The 14,511-nt window shown below is 69.0% G+C and carries 10 protein-coding genes; 6 read left to right on the top strand and 4 right to left on the bottom strand.

Features of this window, described 5'->3' with window-relative positions:
- Positions 1-225: 225 nt before the first annotated feature.
- Positions 226-1,722, top strand: a complete 1,497-nt coding sequence (locus D7V88_RS10065; protein WP_120540402.1) for a hypothetical protein — start codon at positions 226-228, stop codon at positions 1,720-1,722.
- A gap of 31 nt (positions 1,723-1,753) precedes the next feature.
- On the opposite strand, the gene D7V88_RS10060 is transcribed toward D7V88_RS10065, so the two are convergent.
- Entirely contained in the window at positions 1,754-5,128 is a 3,375-nt protein-coding gene (locus D7V88_RS10060) for a peptidoglycan-binding protein (protein WP_120540401.1), read from the bottom strand.
- Between the two features lie 198 nt (positions 5,129-5,326).
- Positions 5,327-6,925 carry a DUF4034 domain-containing protein gene (locus D7V88_RS10055; RefSeq protein ID WP_120540405.1) on the bottom strand — a complete coding sequence of 533 codons (1,599 nt, stop codon included), beginning with the start codon at positions 6,923-6,925 and terminating at the stop codon, positions 5,327-5,329.
- Between the two features lie 89 nt (positions 6,926-7,014).
- On the opposite strand from D7V88_RS10055, the gene mtgA reads away from it, so the two are divergent.
- Positions 7,015-7,914 carry a monofunctional biosynthetic peptidoglycan transglycosylase gene (mtgA, locus tag D7V88_RS10050; RefSeq protein ID WP_120540400.1) on the top strand — a complete coding sequence of 300 codons (900 nt, stop codon included), beginning with the start codon at positions 7,015-7,017 and terminating at the stop codon, positions 7,912-7,914.
- A gap of 55 nt (positions 7,915-7,969) precedes the next feature.
- On the opposite strand, the gene D7V88_RS10045 is transcribed toward mtgA, so the two are convergent.
- A complete protein-coding gene (locus tag D7V88_RS10045; protein ID WP_244238081.1) occupies positions 7,970-8,863 on the bottom strand; it encodes a hypothetical protein in 894 nt (297 codons plus the stop codon).
- A 188-nt stretch (positions 8,864-9,051) separates the two neighbouring features.
- On the opposite strand from D7V88_RS10045, the gene D7V88_RS10040 reads away from it, so the two are divergent.
- From D7V88_RS10040 to D7V88_RS10025, 4 genes are all read left to right on the top strand, one after another.
- The gene (locus tag D7V88_RS10040; RefSeq protein WP_120540398.1) at positions 9,052-9,855 is read left to right on the top strand and encodes a hypothetical protein; all 804 of its coding nucleotides are present in this window, start codon (positions 9,052-9,054) and stop codon (positions 9,853-9,855) included.
- Between the two features lie 135 nt (positions 9,856-9,990).
- Positions 9,991-11,133, top strand: coding sequence for a PKD domain-containing protein (locus tag D7V88_RS10035; protein WP_244238080.1), 1,143 nt, complete (start codon positions 9,991-9,993; stop codon positions 11,131-11,133).
- 1,346 nt (positions 11,134-12,479) lie between these two features.
- On the top strand, positions 12,480-12,893 hold the full coding sequence (locus D7V88_RS10030; RefSeq protein ID WP_120540403.1) for an NADPH-dependent F420 reductase: 414 nt from the start codon (positions 12,480-12,482) through the stop codon (positions 12,891-12,893).
- A gap of 200 nt (positions 12,894-13,093) precedes the next feature.
- Positions 13,094-13,291, top strand: coding sequence for a tautomerase family protein (locus D7V88_RS10025; RefSeq protein WP_158625052.1), 198 nt, complete (start codon positions 13,094-13,096; stop codon positions 13,289-13,291).
- Positions 13,292-13,405: 114 nt separating this feature from the next.
- On the opposite strand, the gene D7V88_RS10020 is transcribed toward D7V88_RS10025, so the two are convergent.
- The gene (locus tag D7V88_RS10020) at positions 13,406-14,506 is read right to left on the bottom strand and encodes a beta-ketoacyl synthase N-terminal-like domain-containing protein (protein WP_120540396.1); all 1,101 of its coding nucleotides are present in this window, start codon (positions 14,504-14,506) and stop codon (positions 13,406-13,408) included.
- Between the last annotated feature and the right edge of the window lie 5 nt (positions 14,507-14,511).

Below are 14,511 nucleotides of genomic sequence, written 5' to 3'. Positions count from 1 at the left end.
AGCCGGACTTCCGGTACCTGGGCTTCTGTGGTTGATGGCTGCTGCATGGGAAGTCTCGCTCCGCCCCCTCCTGTTTCTTCAACAGGAGGCCGACTGCGGTCTCTTCCGAACTGCAACTGTAGGACTAGGGGGCGCAACTTCCAGGGATTCTATGAGATAATTCCAGGAAATCGTGAGGCGCACACCGCCTCACTCATCGCCTGAATCCAGGCGAGGGGGACCCTCATGTCGACCATCCAGCGTGGCAATCCGAAGCGCGTCGAGACCCGAACCGCGGAGCGCACGGAGGGTCAGGCGGTCACGAAGCCGGCCGTGCGTGACAACGCGGTGCGTGCCGAACGGGCGCGGGACGCCTTCCAGGCGACGCCGGTGACGCGCAACGCGGTGAGCCTGGGCGCGGAAACGACGACTGTGCGGGCCACCAGCACGACGGCCGTCGCCCCTACGGCGCTGACGGCGTCCGAGCAGAAGGCCGCCGAGCAGGCCATCGCCAACGCACATGACGGCCGGGACGCGAGCTACGTCGCCGACTGGCTGAAGGCCAACCCGGATCCCGCCAAGCAGGCGGCGTTCATGGACCTGATGTTCAAATTCGGCCCCGTCGCCGGCGCCATCCTGGACGACGTGCAGCGGCTGCCGGAAGCGGACCGCGCGGGCCTGTCCCGCGCGCTCGACAATGCCTATCGCTCGGGCGCGGTGTCCCCTGGTGAGCTGGAGGAGGCTGTCGCGTCGGCCCACCGCGGGGAGCTGCCGGGGGAGACGCACGAGGGCCTGGCGGGCATCGTCGCGGGCACGGGCAACGCGGACCTCATCGAGACGTACGCCAAGAAGGAGATGGAGATCATCCGCGCGGACGGCGGGTATGATCAGCAGCGCAGCGCGGCGGTGGCCACGGCGCTCGCGGGCATGCCGCCGGACCGGCTCCAGTCGTTCCTGGCCGAGAACAAGGACGGCATGGCGGACGTCCTCAAGAACATCAACGCGGGCATGGATGCGTCCTACTCGCCCGCGCTGGGCAAGCTGCTGGACGCGGCCGGCCGCATCAACCCGCCCACCCCGGAGTCGCTGAAGCTGTTCACGGACTCCATCGACAAGCTGGGGGAGAACAGCGAGTCGCGCGCCGCCGCCGCCCGCTTCTTCACCCAGCATGGTGATGCCGTGCTGTCCTCGCTGCAGGACAAGGCCGGCTCGCTGACCCTGGACGGCGAGAAGAAGATGTCCGAGTTCTTCACCCGCACGCTCTTCTCGCCGCCGGAGTTCGAAGGCCAGGCCGCGTTCCGCCAGGACGTCATGTCGCGGCTGGAGACGATGGGCGCCGGCCTCGAGGAGCACGCCACCGAGAACCCGCCGTCCCAGGACGCCAAGCGCGACGCCCGGCTCATGGGCAGCCTGGTGGGAGCGCTGGAAGGCGGCTTCCAGATCGCCGTGGACGAGCTGAACAAGCGCAACGACGCGGTGAAGGGCATGGTGGACCTGCTCTTCTCCGCCAAGTCGTTCCTGCCCGACCTGCCCATCCCCGGCGCGGGCAAGCTCAAGGACCTGACCATCGATCAGCTCCAGGGCTGGGTGACGTCCAACCTGCAGGAGAAGGCCCAGAACGCCTCAGAGGCCATCCCGTTCCACGGCGCCTTCGGCGAGCAGATCTCCAACCCGGACCTGCGCACGGACTACGACGCCGCCCGCGTCAGCGCGTTCGTCAACCGCCAGCGCGGCCTGAGCTGAAGCGCGAACCCCTGGATGGGTGGGGACCGGCTCAGGGCGTCCGGTGCTGCTTCGCCCACGCCGCGACTTCCGGCGTCTGCGTCTCCACCCACCGGCGGAATTCGTCGCTCGGGGATCCCGGCCCCTGGCGTGCGCCTCCCAACTGGGGACTGCTGAAGAACCGGCGGTGGACCTCGTCCGCGAGCGTGCCGACGTCCATGTCGTGGGCCTTCGCCAGCCGCTCCAGGAACTCCGGGTAGTCCGCGCCCTTCATTCCCATCACGTTGGCGGCCTGGTTCAGGCTGTCGAACTCGTAGCGGAATCGCGTGAGCTCCGGGTGGTCGGTGATGAACCGCTGCACCTGCTCCGGCGACATGCGCGCTTCCTGCCGCAGCCGCTTGTCGAGCATGTCCGGGCCCAGGCTGATGAGGTTCTGCGCCAGCGTCGCGTCCATGCCGCTTTCGGTGAGCAGGCGCACCTGGGCCTCGCGCGTGGCCTTCGTGTCCGGGTCCAGGTACTTCACCACGAGCCCGCCCAGGAACAGGGCGGCGCCGACAAGCTGGGCGCCGGGAACCCATTCGACCAGCGCGCCTCCTGCCATGAGGAGGGCGCCCAGCGACTGGGCACCGGACGCGCCGGCCTTCCAGTACTTGCCCTCCTGCACGGCCTGGAAGGACTGGATGCCGTCACCCACCGCGCCCAGCAGGGCGCCCACGCCGGACGCCTTGCCGAGCACCTTGGAGAGGGCCGGCGCCGACTTGCCGAGCGCTTCGAGGATCAACGTCCCGCCGTCTCCGCCGACGCTGAGCCCGTCGCCGACAATCTTGATCTTCGCGGCGAAGTCCGCCTGGTTCCAGCCCGCCGCGTCCCCGATGGCCGCCGACGCGGTGACGAGGATTCCCAGCCCGCGCAGCGCCTGGCTCCGGGGGGAATCCGGGTCGCCCGGCATTCCCGTCTTCTGCTCCCGCAAGAGGTCCCGGAGGGACTGGGTGATGTCCCGGACCTGCTCCTGCGTCGAGTCCGGACCAATGCCACGCAGGAGCTTGACGTACTTCTGCATGTCGTTCGGGCCCATCCCGAACAGGTGGGAGTTGCGCGCGAGCCCGTTGAAGATGGCCTCGGCGCCTCCCTTCGACTTGAAGCCGGCCGCGAGGATGGCGCCCGAGCCCGCGCTCTTCACGAGCGCGAGGGCGAGCTTCTCGTCGAAGTCCTTGAGGTCCTTCAGCTTGCCGACGGTGTCGAGGAACGCGGGGCGGTTTTCGCCCTGGGCGGTGAGCTGGGAGGCGAGGTACTCCGCGCCGGACTGCGTCGCCGCCATCCGCGGCAGCTCGCGGGCCAGCGCCGTGAGCTCCGGTCCCAGTTCGCCCGCGGGCGGGCCATCCGGGGCCGCGCGGGCCAACAACTTGCTGAGCTGTTCGAAGTCCGCGAGGTCCTGCTTGCGCTCGGGGGCGTTGAGGTAGGTGGCGGTGAAGGCCTGCTGCTGCTCCGAGGTGAGGAGCTTCGCCGGACCGCTGAGCAGCTCCGTGAGTTGCTTCTGGTGCTTCTCCGCCTTGTCCGCGACCGCTGAGAACCGACCGCGAAGCCCGTCGATGGAGCTCCACAGCGTCCGGTGGATGGCCGTGGCATCGAGGGCGTGCGTGGGCCCCTTGAAGCCTGGCGGATGGATTTCGAGCTTCATCAGCGCGCGCTCCATGTCGAACGCGAGGCGCGTGCCGATGCCGAAGTTGACGGCGGTCCTGATGGCGTGGGTCAGCGAGAGGTTGGCGAGGCCCGGCGGCGCATCCCGGGTGAAGGCCTTGCCCACGAGTCCGGCGGTCGGCTCCCCCAGCAGCTCCGTGGCACGCGCCAGGCTGAGGTACGTCTTCTGCTCGATGGCGGACTCCGCCTCCGCCAGCGTGTCGAGCAGCGGCCGGTCATTCACGAGGTCGGGTTGGCGCAGCGGTGGACGGGGGTGGAGCTTGCGGTCCGTCTCCGGTGACACGCCGGCGAAGAGCTGGCCCATCTTCGCGAGGGACGGCTCCGCGGCGCGGACGAACGCCTCCTGGTAGGCGGGGTCCGGGTTGCTGGCGATGAGCTGCTCGAACTGCCGGGCACCCTGTTCCAGGCTGTTCTGGAGCGTGCCCGCCAGGGCCTGCGCGTCCTGCTGCGCGCGTGTCTTGACGTCCGTGCCGGCCGCGTTCGCCGTGGCGACGCTGGCGACCCCCACGCGCGTCGGGGGCGTGAAGGGCTCCGGCGTGATCGGTGCGAAGCGCGCGGCGGCCTGGTCCAGCAGCAGCGCGGCGGTGGTGCCCGCGCTGGCGCCCGCCGACGCCGCTGGAGCACTGGTGCCCCGCGAGGCCCCCTGCAGGGCGTTGAAGGACGGCTGGCCCCCGGTGGGGGAGAAGAAGACGCTGAGCTGCTGGCGCGTCATCGCCACCGGGCCCCCGGTGTGCAGCGGGTCGGCGACGAGGTACTTCCCCTCCGGCGTCTTGCCGAGGATGGCATTGAGGTGGCCGATGTCGCCGTTGCCCATGCGCTCGGGGAACTGCGAGCGCCAGGCCGCGTGGGTGGCGCCGTTGGCGATGACGGGGTTGCCCGCCGCGAGCTGCTGGTCCAGCGACTCCCAGCCCTGCCCGTAGCGCGACGTGAGGCCCGCGTTCTTGATGCCGTCGGCCACCATGGTGCCGCCGGTGAGATCATGGTCCCGGTCCAGCATCGGCACGCGCGTGCCGTCCGACGCCTTCACGAAGGTGAACTCCGACTCGCGGCGCGGGCTCATCAGCGCGCGCGCATGGTCCACCTGCTGCTCCTTCGTGAGGCCCGGGGGCATGTGGCCCGTGTACGCCAGGGACATGGCGAGGCTGGCGGGACCGCAGTTGGTGCTGCCGCGCGGGCCATTCGGATTGTACTGGGAGGTGAACTGGGTGATGAACGCGGCCTCGGCGGACATGGCCGGGCCCTGCGTCTTCCCGCCCGCCTGCGCGGAGCGCGTGAGGGACTTCGACAGCGCCTCACGGGTCGCCGCCTCGTAGTGGCCATGGGCGGTGACGCCGTTGTCCCCCTGGAACTTCTCCAGCGCGGCCTGCGTCTGCGGACCGAACAGGCCGGGCCCGGTGGCGACCTGCTCGTGCGTCAGATAGCCCAGTTGCACCAGCGAGTCCTGGAGCTGCTTCACGTCCTCGCCGGTGTCACCGCGCTTCAGGTTCTTCTCTGGGACGGGCCAGGGCTCTGGAGGCGGTTCGGGAGGGGGAGGAGGCGGCGGGGGCAGCAGCCGCTCCCGGTGCGCCGCGGGCGCATCCTCGAAGCGGGAGGTCGAATCCGGACCTTGCGCGCCGGGTGCTGCCTCTTCCCGGACGACGTTGGCCTCGGAACCCTCGCGGGCTTCAGCCTTGCCCGTGTCTCCAGAGGAAATTGTATGGGTTGAAAATGATGGACCGTCGACTCGCATGATGTGCTGCCCCCCCTCGATACATCCGAAGCACTGCGGTCCTGATTCTCCGCAGGACGCTTCAAATACGCGATGGAGGCGAATCGATTGCGGCGCGGACCGCTACCCGTTCCGGGTCGTGGGTGATGGAGGCGCCCTGCGCACGGGCAGCGCTGGGTGCTGACAGGATTCTCTGACCAGTCGATCCGCGGCTGAGGCTCAGCGGGCCGCGCCCCTGGCTCGTTCGACCTGGCGTGCCCGGGCACAGCCCTCGTTGATGCCCAGGTCACACGCCTTCTTCAGGTCGGACAGCGCGGCCTCGAGATTGCGCAGGTGGTAGTGCGTCCCACTGCGCTCGAGGTAGGCGAGCCCGTGGTCGGGATTGCGCGCGAGGAAGGCATCCCAGAGCGGGAGGATCTCCGCGAAGCGCCGCTCTCGCGCGAGGGCGTAGTCCCGCTGCTGCACGGCGCGAAAGTCATCCGGCACGTTGGCCTGCTCCTCCCCGACCCGCGCCTCCGCGTGCAGCGGCGAGGTCACGACCCGGGCGCGCCAGCGCGTCACCTCGGGGTCGCCCGGGGCGAGCTCCCCCGCGAGTTCGAGCAGGCGCAGGGCCTCCTCGCGGCGTCCGGCCTCATGCTGCTCCCAGGCCGCGGAGATCAGCCCCTTCACCACGCCAGGTTGCAGGGACCGCCCGTCCGCGTCCGTCGCATCCAGCCGCAGGCCGTGGAGGAGATCCTTTCCCGAGCGTTCCCACTTCTGGCTGGAAGCGAGGACCCGGGCACGCTCGAAGTAGACGTCCGCGCGAGCGGGCCGCAGGGCCACGGCCAGGTTCGCCTCGACGAGCGCGGAGTCCAGGGCCCGGGCGCGGCGCAGATGCTTCGCCCGCGCCAGCCGGAACTCCCAGAAGTCACCGGCCGACAGTGCCTTGGCGAGCAGGGCCAGTGCCCGGTCGTTGTCGCCCTCGGCCCGCAGCGAGCGCGCGCGGTCCCAATCGGCGAAGCCGCGCAGGAAGCCCAGCTCGGGGTGAGCGCGCCTCTGGGCCTCGGCGAAGGCGTCCATCTCCGCGTAGGAGCCGCCCCAGCGGGGGGCCAGTCCGTGGATGTAGGTGGTCCGGACGTCCGCGCAGGAGGGGCACTGCTCCGCGGCGCGGGTGAAGGCGCGGTCGCGCGCCTCGGGGTCGCTGAGCGCGTTCGCCACGTGGATCAGCGGTCGCGCCGCGGAGACCGCCTTCGGATGGAGCGTCCAGGCGAGGTTGAGATCAGGCAGCGCGCGTTCGAAGGCCTTCCGCATCCCGGCGAACTCCTCCGCCGACGTCTCCGCCCCGAACCGCGTCCCGCGCCGCAGGTAGCCCACGTTCACCCAGTGGGTCCCCCGGGCGAGGTAGGGCGCGAACGAGCGCGGCGATGCCTTCACCCACGCGTCGAGGAGCTCCGTCGAATCGGGGGCCCCGTTGCCGAGCGCCTGGATGCCGTCCGTCATCCAGTGCTCGTCCCGGGGGTTCGCCTCCATGCCCCACTGGAGTTGCTCCACCGCCAGCGTCAACTCCTCGAACTGGCGGCGGAGCAGGAGCGAGCGCAGCGCCACCCCGTCCACGTGCCCACGGGGGACCTTGTCCTGCTTGACCCCGGCCGGCGCGACGACGGGAAGCCCCTGGGGCGCTGGGCCCGGAGCCGGCGTCAGGACGGGCTCCTGGCGGGCCGCGATGCGCGCTTCGACCGCTGCGCGCCGCTTCTCCTGGAAGGACTGCACGGCAAGCCCCGCCGAACCCAGGCCCAGCAAGAGGACACCCACGCCGAGCGCGGTACGGAGGGAGAGCATGCGCCGCACCCTAACAAGGGTGGTCCGCTGGGGGCCGCTCCGGCCGTCTTCTGGACAGCGGTCGCATACCGGGGGAAATGTGCGCATAGATGGCCTCCCGACCGCCCTCCGCGCGAGCCTCGTCCGTCCGGACGCAGAAGACCAAACAGCTCACCTCTGGCGCGCGGCGCGTCGTCGGGAAGCGCTCCGGCCCGGGCTGGGGCCGCTGGGCGCTCGGCGGGTGGCTGCTGCTCGTGCTCTGGCTCAGCATCGAGTACGTGCGGCTGCCTGACGTGAGCACCCTACGGACGCAGAATCCGCGCACCACCGCGCTCATGGATCAGCGAGCCGAGGAGGCGAGCGAGGCGGGCAGGCAGCCGCGCATGCGCCAGGCCTGGGTCTCCCTTGGCGCGGTGGCTCCGCACGCGATGGACGCCGTGCTGATCTCCGAGGATGCGCGCTTCTACCGGCACGAGGGCGTGGACTGGACCGAGGTGGAGAATGCCCTCGAACAGTCGGTGCGCGCGGCGCGCCTGGGGCGCGGCGCCTCCACCCTCACCCAGCAACTGGCGAAGAACCTCTACCTCTCCACGGACCGCAGCCTGCTGCGCAAGGGCAAGGAGCTGCTGCTCGCCCGCCGGTTGGAGGATCACCTGGGCAAGCAGCGCATCCTCGCGCTGTACGTGAACGTCGTGGAGTGGGGGGAGGGCGTCTACGGCATCGAAGCGGCGGCGCGCGAACACTTCGGCATCTCGGCGCGCGCGCTCAGCGTGGCGCAGGGCGCGATGCTCGCGGCCATGCTGCCCGCCCCGCGCCGCTGGCTGCCGGCCCAACGGCCCGAAGCCCTGCGCACCCGCGCTGGAGTCATCATCGGGAGGCTGGAGCGGGAAGGGCGCATCAGCGGTGCGCAAGCCCGCGAGGCTCAGGCGGAACTCTCGCGCTTCTTCGGCGTACCGCCCGCGCCCGGCCTCGTGGCGGAGGCCAGCGCCGGGCTGTCCGCCGGGAGCTGAGGCGCAAGCCCCGCGTCGGGCTGCATGAAGCCTTGTCCGAGTGTCAAAAAGGCGCTCAGAGTTCGATGCCGTAGGCGGCGGCCACCTTCTTGGCGAAGTCCTCGACCTCGGGCCTCGTGTTCGGGCCCAGCGTCACCCTCTGGTTTCGACCTGAGAGGGGGAAGATGACCATCGTCGTCTGCCGGTCATGCACGAATGGCGGCGGGATCGAGAGGTCGTGGACTTCCTTGATCCGGCTGGCCGCGATGAGCAGCGTCGTGAGCCGATGGACGTCCGCGCCATGAACATCCAATTGGTGTGTGGCCGTGCGATGGAAGCGGCCATCGGCGAAGACCTCCAGCGAGTAACGCAGCGTGTTGGGCATTCCGGGTGACTTTGAAAGCCCAAGAACGCAATCGTCCGCGGAGAACTCCCTCGCGCGCCCGGGGTGGTGGAGTTCGGAACGCCCCTCGCTCAAACGTGGCTGAATCAACGGAGAGAACCGGATGAAGTCCTTGAGCGAGCCTTCGACCACGTCAGCACACGCACCGCGCGTCCAGCCGTCCACGCCTTCGAGGCGATAGAAGACCTCGTCGACGTACCACTGCGCCTTGCCATTCCAGACGACGAGGACACTCGAACGCTCGGAGCGTGGCTCGACGAGTGTGCCGAACGCGCGCCGTTCGGCCTCATCGTGGTGGAGATAGCCATCAAGGCTCCTGGGGAGAAGGTCACCTCCCGGCAAGTCCAATCCCTCGGCCTGGGCCTTGAAGTATGCGCCAAGCGTCGTCTCGGGCTTCGGGTCGCCGAAGCAGGGGAGGAAGACCAGCTTCAGGGCAAGCGGATCCACTCCCGCGGGTGGCACGAGCACGCACCGTTCGACGAAGGGATGACCGTTGTTGCCTGCGTTCGCGTTGCCGCGCTCGACTTCGCGATAGAGTTCGAAGCGCAAGGTAGCAGCGGTTGCCACGGGAACGCCTTTCTTTGAGTCCGCCGACGCCGTGCGCAACTCCTCAGGTTCGAGATGTCGCGACGACCCGTTGAATCTACCCGCCCTTGGAATGTAACGCATCCGTCGTGTCCTCGGGTTCCAGCGGCACCTGGGCCGGTCCAATGCGGTAGCCTCTGGCCTCCCCCGAAGTTCCCCGGAGCACTTCCATGGGCCGTGGTCCGCGCACCGCCTTCCTGTCGTTGATCATGTTCCTCGCGCTGTCGGCCCCCGCCGCCCGCGCGGATGGCCTCTCCGTCATCCCCTACGGTGACAACTGCTGGGGCACCGGCACGGACGCGGACCGGGACGGCCTCAACGACGACTGCGAATACCAGCTCGCGAAGTGGTTCATGCCCCTGTTCTGGTTCGACAGCGGCGAGAGCGGCATGGGCCGGCGGCCCTACTTCGCCGTCAAGAGCGAGGCCTTCGCCACGCGCACCGTGCGCATCGTCTATCTGGATACCTTCTTCGAAGACACCGGCGTCACCACCGGGCACGACGGCGACCCCGAGTTCCAGATCTTCGAGGTGCACTTCTCCGGTGGGCGCTGGTACCTCGACTGGGCCTACCTGTCCGCCCATCGCAAGAGTTCGTGCGAGTCCTCCGCGTGGTACGCGTTCGACCAGCTCGAATATGACCTGGGCGATTCACGCAATGGCTATCGCGGATGGCCTGTCCTCTACATGGCCGAGGACAAACACGCCTCCTACAACACCCTGGCCGTGTGCGACCGGGGCTGCTTCCTCCAGGACTACTGCAGCCGCACCACCGCCCAGTACCTGGATCCCACCGCGAACAAGCTCGCCGCGCGCAACGTGGGCTCCACCGCGGTGCCCCTCATCAACACCGTCGTCCTCGACGGCAAGACGGAGCGACTGCTCGACGACGTGGCGTTCACTGGCTGGGATGATCAGTGGTACCGCCCCAACTCCCAGGGCTACCGGCGTCACCTCAACGACTTCGGCTTCTGAGGTCGCGCGCCCATGGACACCGGACGTGGTGGACGCGGGTCTGGGAGTGGCCCCGCTCGTGCCCTCCTGGTGGGGGGAGGGTTCCTGGTCATCGCCATGGCCTGGGTGCTGGCCCGGAATGACAGCGCTTCCCCCATGCCCGCTCCGCCTCGCCTCGTCGTGACGGAGCCCGAGAGGCAGGGGGAGGCCGCCGCGCGCCCCTCGCTTCCCGCGCGGCCCTTGCCCGCCGCCACGGAGGTCCCGTCCGCCGCGACCGGTGAGGCCCTCTCCGCCGCCCTGAACGAGGAGCGCGTGGTGCTGGCGTCGAGCGCCGTCATCGAGGGGCTCGACGCGGACCGCCCGTGGGTCTGCGCGGGTGAACTGCTGACGCTGTCCGCGCGCGTGGGCGGAACCCCCGAGCCAGGCGTCGTCCCGCGTTGGGTGTGGCCGGGGCAGGAGACCGGGGCGGAGCTGCATCCCGGCGCACGCCTTGCGTGGCGTGCTCCCGCGACAGCGGGCCGGTACTTCGTCCGCTTCCAGCTCTGCCGCGACCTGGGAGGCCGCCGAGTCGGCGTGCTGGCCGAACAGGTCGCTGGCATCGACGTGCGCGCCTGTGGCGCGGGGGAGGGACAGGCCCACCTGCTTCGCATCGAAGTCACCCAGCGCGACCCCACCGCCTTCGACCTCCGCGCGGTGTCTCCTGCTCCCGCCACCGCGTACACCTGGGACTTCGGTGACGGAAGCTCCACCGTGACGACGGTGCCTGAAGCCACGCATGCCTTCGCGCCGCCCGCGCCGGGGGAGCAGGACGTGCGGGTCTATCCCGTGCGGCTGACCACCGGGGGCCCGGGAGGAGGGCAGGGCGCGACGGCGTTCGTGCAGGTCCGCGCGCAGCCTCCGCCAGAGGGTGTTCCCTCGGCGAGCTTGAAGCTGGAGCGGGTGGCCGCGCGCTCCGCGAACGACGGCTGGAGGACCCAGCTCCAGGTGGATGTGCCCGAGGACACCCACGTCGTCTGGGAGCGCGTGGAGCGCCTCACCGTGAGCTGGGACGACCAGGTGGAGACCCGCACCCACGGATGGCGGGAGCTCATCACCGTGGAGGAGGACCTGGGCCGTGGGAGCTTCCGGGGTGAGGTCACCGTGCCCGCTGGCGACGTGCGGCCGGAGGTGAAGCAGGTCCTCGACACCCTCCACGGGCGCGATGCGATGGGCCGGGAGGTGTCGTTGTCCTGGGCATCCTTCAAGGCGGAGCCGCAGCGCCCGCCACCGCCGCCGCCGCAGCGGCCCCTTCCGAAGTAGCCGCCTGCGCGTCCTGCATCATCGCCTGGGCGTCACCGCAGCCAGCGGAGACCCACGCGCCCATGTGTCGCTCAAGCCGCGCTCAATCCAGAAGCACCGCGCAGCGCTTGTTGAAGTACGCCTCGCCGCCATCTTCTTGAAACCGCCAGACCGAGTCCCCATCCCCTACCCACTCAAGGACTTCACCAATCACTGCCTTCCGAATGACGGCGGAGCTACCACTCACTTCCCTCCAGACGGTGCATCGCCGGATGACCTGGAGTCGTCGCGTCGGGTGCTCTTCGAAGACTGGCACGGGCGCATCCTCGACCGGATGAGCATGCCTTCGTGTCGCACGACCGATGGACTGGCAGGTTGGAGCAAGCACCAACCCCAGAGGAATAATCAGGGCTAGACACATTGTCGCCAGGAACAAGCCCACGTTGAATGGAGGAGGCGGCGGGATGAAGACCGCGCTGCTCTTGCATCGAGGGCAAACTGCCGACAAGTCCCTGCCCCTTGGGAACCACGTGGCGCCACACGCCGAGCATCCATTCAGCGGACGAAGGCGCCCCCTTGCGAACGCGGGAATACGGATGGGCCGAAATTTCGGTGCCTTGGGTACCCTGAAGGCTTTGGGCGCCTTGTACTTGGGCGTCTTGAAGGTATTCGGCGCCCGATAGGAGCTACGGATCCGGGGAAACCGATATCTGGGAGCCTTCCATCGGGTCACGAGCTCGCACTGTAGCAAGGAGAGCGGGGTCCAGTCGTGGCCGCGCCAAAATGCGGCGCCGTTCGCTCCGCGATACGGATGGGCTCGCCATCGTCCAACTGGCCATCGCGCCGCCCGGCTCACCGCTCGCAGGGCAGCGCAACCGCGTAAGGGCTGTCGAGGTAATTCCCCCCAAGCGTGGGCAGTGCCGAAGCCACAAGCGTTGGGGTCGTGGACTTGTTGAGGTTGTCAGTTGGACTGGCACTTCTCATACGAAGTCGGGGCGCCGGGCAACTCGCGGCGGCAGCACATGCGGACCTCGTTCTCGTCGACAGCCAGCCTGTCGGAGTTGCCACACCTGCTGGCTCGCAGGCGCGCTGCCGCCGTTCAACTTCCAGAGCGGTGCTTTCTCTGGAGCCGCCGGCCATTTCACGCAGCAGGTCATGCTCACGCTCCGGACTTCCCAGCGGTGCCTGCCGTTGGGGGGCGCCGGCTCACTTCACGGCTTGATGTTGAACGGGTAGGCCCTGGTCATTCATGACGCAACGTCAACAGTGCTTTGACGCTCATGGCGTTTATCGCAACGGGCGAGTTGCACATATTGCCGAGCGACCCGGGGCGCTGCGCTCCGGAGTTCTTCAAGGAGAGCACGGTCATGGCAGCGAAGATCGGAATCATCGGCAAGGGGAGCGTGGGGGGCGCGCTGCAACGCGGATTGGCACGCGCCGGGCACGACGTGAGGGCCGTGGGGAAGGACCCCGCAGGCGTACGTCAGACGGCTGCCTGGGCCGATGTTGTGTTCCTCGCGGTGAAGGCCTTCAACACGGTCTTCGCGCAGCACATGGACACGGGGCACGTGAAGGGCGAGAAGCTCAGCCTGCTCGTCGCCGCCGATGATGCCTCCGCCAAGGAGCGCGTTCTCGGCCTGGGACGGGACCTTGGCTTCGATGCCATCGACGCAGGGCCGCTGCGCAACGCTCGGTGGCTTGAGTCGTTCGGCTATCTCAACATCCTGCTCGGCTACGTGCAGAAGCTGGGGCCCGACATCGGGTTCCGTCTCGTCCGCTGACACCTCGCCCGCGTCAGTGGCGCATGCGAACCGGGGCTCTCAGGGTGCCCGTCGCTTGGACGTCGGCAAAAGCCCGAATGCTGAGGCGGTTGCTGCAATCCGTGCCGGCATCGACGCCCTGACCGATGTCCCTCGGCGAGCCTGCGCTCCACTCGCTCAGGCAGACGCGTTTTCTCCCACCCACCGAAGATGGCTCCACAATGCCTGTTGTTCGTGTCAGTTGGTTCGAAGGCAAGGATGCGAAGGCCAAGAAGGCCGTCGCCACCGAAATCACCGACAGTATTGTCAAGAATACGGGGACCGATCCGAAGTACATCTACATCCTCTTCGAGGACATCAAGCCGTCCGACTGGGCCGGGGCGGGTCAGCTCTTCGGCGAGGAGCCGGGAACGGCATGACGCCGGTTTGAGGGCTCGAAGAACCGACTCGGCGCGTGCCTCGCGATACGCGCCGCGGACTGCGCGACATCGAACACCCTCCCATCACATGGGGGCCACGGAAGAGGGTGACGCTCAGTCTCTTGGTTCCGCCAGGATGGCGGCACTCCGGAGCCCGCTCTCGGAAGAGTTGCAGAGCAGGACTTCAGTCCCTTGCGCATACCCTCGCGCGAAGGCCTGGGTCGCCATGCACAATGAGAAGGCTCCCGAGGCGGAGCCCACATCGCCGAAGCTCGCGGCAGGCATCCAGCGCCGTGTCTCTCGCAGCATCTCCAGTTCCCCCGCGAGATGGATGAGCGTGTTGCCCCACTCCATGGCGCGGACGACCTGACCGTTCAGGTCATGGAGGATGACGCTGACATTCCGGGCACGGAGAGGAGGGGCCCGCACCACGTCCCGGATGGCGCTCGCCAGGGCGCGCCCATGAGGGATGACGCCCTCATCGGAGAAGCTGTATTCCTCATCCTGAAGCGATACAGGGCCCACCTCCGCCAGCACCCTGGCGCCACGCTTCCGCGCATGGGCGGCCCGCTCGATGAGCACCACGGCGGCGCCTTCCCCCGGCATCAGTCCCACCGGGTGGTTGGGGTGCTTCAGTTGCCGGGTTGCGTAGAGCCACTCCTGGGTCAGCAGGTCCATGAGGCTGTCCACTCCGCCAATGACACAGGCTTCATGCCGGCCCGAGCGGAGCAGTTCCTGCGCCGCGCTGAGCAAGGCCAATCCTCCCGCATGACCTCGCTGGGTGACCTGGAGCGCCCAGCCGCGCCCCGAGCTCCCCTGGGTCAGTGAGAGGCCCTCCCCCAGGCGGCCCTCCAGGTCTCCCGGCACCTTCTCCCACTCCTCGTCCAACTGCTCCTGCAGACCCGGCCGCTCCTCCACGGGCGGAGCCTCCAACAGCAGCGGCAGTTGGCCCGGAGGCAAGGACGTGCCTCCGACGAGGTCCTCGATGGCCAGGTTGAGCAGGGCCACGAGCCGCCCCACCCCCGTGAACCCTTCTACCCACGGACAGGGATGCCCGGTCACGGGCAGCGGGACCTCGGTGTCCGGCCCTCCCACCACGAGGTCGAGGGGGGCCGTCCGGGTGACACCCGCACGCGCGGCGGCGCAAGCGCCGATGGCAGGGCCCAGGGACGAAGCCATTCCGATGCCGGTGATGACCAGCGCGTTGGTGGACATGGAGA

The sequence above is a fragment of the Corallococcus terminator genome (assembly GCF_003611635.1).
GTDB classification, from domain to species: domain Bacteria; phylum Myxococcota; class Myxococcia; order Myxococcales; family Myxococcaceae; genus Corallococcus; species Corallococcus terminator.
This window is presented reverse-complemented; position numbering and strand designations above follow the sequence as displayed.